Below are 1,865 nucleotides of genomic sequence, written 5' to 3'. Positions count from 1 at the left end.
TCAGGATGCCATGGGACTCTTGAAGGGGTGTCAGCGAGGCCCATGAAGACCGGGAGACACGAACGGCTGTTTCAAAGGTCGAACGCTGTCCATACGGCGTGGGCGATTGACCAGGCACTCTTGTGGGGTCGTATGGGGATCCCTCGGTAGTCGCGTCGGCGGATGATCGCATCGATCCCATGATCATCGAGCCGACCAAACCGGCCGTTCCCGCGAGGAGGCTCCGCCGATTCAGAAGCGATGTATCTTCAACTTCAGGCTGGGCACCATCTCCGCCTGTTTCACCGGCTCCCGGGCGTCTTGTCATACCGTGTTCCTTCCTGAGACGGTGGCAACATTGCGCGGCCTTGTGGCTGACAGAATGTCGGATGACGAGGCTTCAATTGATTCTAAGAAATTGATGAAGTCGTTTCAAGACTACGGGTGAAGCACCAAACTGAAAGACAACTCGGAATTCGTGAACAAGGCCGGCCCCGCTTCCCAATATCCATAAGGATCCACACATGCGGTAAGCATCCGATCGGCTAATAACAACCACCCAGTGAACAGTCATTGCATCTTTCTGTTCACGCTTTGTTAGAATGAGTTATCCGGCGAGGCATTGATGCCCAAGGCTACCGCTATATGTCTTTTTTCCTGCGTCATCCTTCTCTTCCTTGCATCCTGTGGGGGCCCAGGCTATCAGGTGCGCCAATCCCGAGAATATGGCGAGGTACTGCCTGGGGAAACATGGACAGCCATCGATAGCGTGTATCAATCCCCATCACGGGAAATGGTGTACTACGATCCCAAGACGATTCGCCGAGACGGCGATCTCGTGACGCTGTGGCAGCTGACGGACTATAAGTGGATGCAGGGAAATGCACCGTTTGGGGCGTTCATGATGGGCCCTCACCGGTTTTTATCGACGAAGACACACAAGGAGTTTGACTGCGCGCTCAACAGGGTTCGGCTATTGGCGTCTACGGAATTCTATCAGCACATGGGCACCGGTACTCGAAATGCGGCATTGATCGAGGAAGGCTCTGGGTTACCCGTGGAACCGGACAGTATCAACCAGGCGCTGTGGGAAGTGGCCTGTGCCGCAACCGCAACCTCCGGTTGAGCTCGCTCGTACCCGTACCCGACTCGCATGTTCAATGCACTGGAACTAAAAGTCCCGCCGCTTGCGCTCGTATTCGTGTTCGGCGCGCTGATGTGGCTCGCCTCTACCTATTCCACGTTCACCATCGCACTGCCATGGCGCTCGACGTTCGCCCTCATTTTTTATGCTGTAGGATCAGCGATCGTGCTGGCCGGCGTCTTGACGTTTCACCGAATGAAAACCACTGTCAATCCACTTACACCGGAAGCGACGACGACGATCGTCACCTCGGGCATCTACCGCTTCACCCGTAACCCGATGTACCTGGGCTTTCTCCTGGTTCTTGTTGGGTGGGCGATTGATCGCTCTAACCTACTGGCCTTTGCATGCCTCCCGCTCTTCGTGTGGTACATGAATCGCTTTCAAATCATTCCCGAGGAACGCGTCTTGGGCACCAAATTCTCCGAGACATTTGCACAGTACAAGCGTTCGGTTCATCGATGGTTATGAGGCTCAATGCTCAGCCTTCCTGCGAACGACCACATCAGCTCACTTTCTTTTCAGGAGCCAGATATTCTCTTTGGCTGGTCCTTTTCCCTTCAATCCGCCTGCAACCTCAGTGCTGGACAGAAGCGCGAGATCATACGTCGTGGCGTAGTGCCGGTGGACCTCCTCATCACTCACGGAAAACGGGGGACCTTCCGCCGTGGCTTCTGCTGTCGTACTCTGCACCTCCTCCGGTTCCGCACCGAATTGAACGTTGACGACTTGAACCTGATCC

General features: G+C 55.1%; 2 protein-coding genes and 2 pseudogenes. 2 read left to right on the top strand and 2 right to left on the bottom strand.

Annotation, left to right across the window (positions count from 1 at the left end; genetic code table 11):
* Positions 1-307: pseudogene (locus ACOSYY_RS12395) on the bottom strand (hypothetical protein); the annotation flags it as partial.
* A gap of 378 nt (positions 308-685) precedes the next feature.
* Here ACOSYY_RS12395 and ACOSYY_RS12390 point away from each other — a divergent pair.
* Together ACOSYY_RS12390 and ACOSYY_RS12385 are read left to right on the top strand one after the other, a co-directional pair.
* The gene (locus tag ACOSYY_RS12390; RefSeq protein ID WP_421662746.1) at positions 686-1,105 is read left to right on the top strand and encodes a surface-adhesin E family protein; all 420 of its coding nucleotides are present in this window, start codon (positions 686-688) and stop codon (positions 1,103-1,105) included.
* A 27-nt stretch (positions 1,106-1,132) separates the two neighbouring features.
* Positions 1,133-1,594 carry a methyltransferase family protein gene (locus ACOSYY_RS12385; protein ID WP_421662744.1) on the top strand — a complete coding sequence of 154 codons (462 nt, stop codon included), beginning with the start codon at positions 1,133-1,135 and terminating at the stop codon, positions 1,592-1,594.
* Between the two features lie 39 nt (positions 1,595-1,633).
* Here ACOSYY_RS12385 and ACOSYY_RS12380 read toward each other — a convergent pair.
* Positions 1,634-1,865, bottom strand: a pseudogene (locus ACOSYY_RS12380) (hypothetical protein); the annotation flags it as partial.

It is taken from the genome of Nitrospira sp. BLG_2 (genome assembly GCF_049222245.1).
This window is presented reverse-complemented; position numbering and strand designations above follow the sequence as displayed.